At 61.6% G+C, this 1,526-nt stretch carries 2 protein-coding genes; both read right to left on the reverse strand.

The annotated features are described in order from the left end of the window. The coding region (locus CW742_RS12605) for a hypothetical protein (protein ID WP_292420884.1) at positions 1 to 393 on the reverse strand (393 nt) is incomplete at its 3' end. Next, positions 347 to 1,450, reverse strand: coding sequence for a glycosyltransferase family protein (locus CW742_RS12610; RefSeq protein ID WP_292420885.1), 1,104 nt, complete (start codon positions 1,448 to 1,450; stop codon positions 347 to 349). The genes CW742_RS12605 and CW742_RS12610, both read right to left, overlap by 47 nt. Positions 1,451 to 1,526 lie beyond the last annotated feature (76 nt).

Genomic DNA, 1,526 nt, shown 5'->3' on the forward strand with positions numbered 1-1,526 from the left:
CGTCACGACGGGGACCTGCCCGTCCGGGTTCTTTTGGGCCGGAGCCACGGAGACCACCGGAACCGTGGTTGTTTTAATGAACCGGCTCTCGAACTCGGCAAACGAGACGCGCCAACCGACATCGTACCGTGCCCCGCACTCCGGGCAGATCAGGATGACGCGGTACACCTCGCGGGTGGACCGGACCGGGTTGTTCCTGCTTGCGCTGGCGCTGACAAACGAGGTGTGGAACCCGAGGGCGTACCCGCAGGCCGGGCAGACCCGGAACTCCTCTCCTGCAACCTGCATCTCGATCTCGTGTGGCCCGGGCATGCTCATCATTTCGTTGTTGTCCCGTTCAATGCTCTTAAGGCTGATGGTCCCGGCAGAGCCCTTCGATGATCGCCATCGCATGCTGCCGCCCGTTGATCATCTCGTGCACCCCGCGGAACGGCCGGGGGACGATCGCAAGGGTCTTGGTGATCTTTGCCTCCAGCACCTCCTTTGTCAGGAGCCTTCCGTCGACTGCCGTCCCCGCCCCCATGTCCACGATCTTCCGGGCATTGTTCTGCTGCTCGGGATGGTTCGGGTCCATGATGATCAGCACGGGCTTCTCGAAAAGGAGCGCCTCGTGCAGGGTGGTCAACCCCCCGTGGACGATGGCGATCTTTGCCCGGGCAAGGTGCTCGTACAGGTTCGGAACATACCCATGGGAGATGAAGTTGTCCGAGGACTCCGGCAGCTCCGCGCCCGTATAGAAGACATCGAAGAGGTACTCCTTGTGCTGGTCGGCGATCCCCCGCAGCATCCGGTACATCGGGAGCTTGTAGGGCTCGCCACCGAAACTGGTGAAGATCGTCTCCTCTGCGTACTCGTACCGGGCCGGGTCGAAGACATAAAACGGGCCGGTGAAGGTGTACCGCCCCTCCTCGCCTTCCGGCACCCGGATGTTGTACTCGCTGACCGTATCCGGTGGGGCATAATCCGGGACAAGGACGTGATCGGCAAGGCGGAGGTAGCGCCGGATCAGGAAGTTGAGGATGCGCCAGACCGGGTTGGTGGTGCCGTTGTGACCATTGAAATGGTTCTGGTTGGTGATGAAGGCACAGGGCGTCCGGGTGAGCCGGGCGGCGAGCACGCCGCCGTACATGGTATCGCAGACCACGCAGTCGAACCCGTGATCACGGATGAGGCGCCGGACGTTTCTGACCGAACGAAGCATGTCGAGAAGGATCCATTTCGAGCACCACAGGGTCGCTTTTAACGAGAAGAACCCGTCCTCTCCTTCGAGGCAGACCTCGCGGGGGGTCCGGTGGAGGTTTGAGCACCGGTGCTGGCTCATGAAGTCGTACGATTTGCCATACCCGGCAAAGTGGACGGTATGGCCGGCGAGCTGCATGTAATGACCGAGGTGGAGACAGCGGGACGCGTGCCCGAGCCCTTCCCCGCAGACAACAAAGAGTACCTTAATGCCACCCGGTGCTGGCTCTTATACCCCTCTGACGGTGACGACGAAGGAGTCCATGAGTATCACTGATGACGCTCAG

It is taken from the genome of Methanoregula sp. (assembly GCF_002835825.1).
In the GTDB taxonomy this organism is placed as follows: Archaea; Halobacteriota; Methanomicrobia; order Methanomicrobiales; family Methanospirillaceae; genus Methanoregula.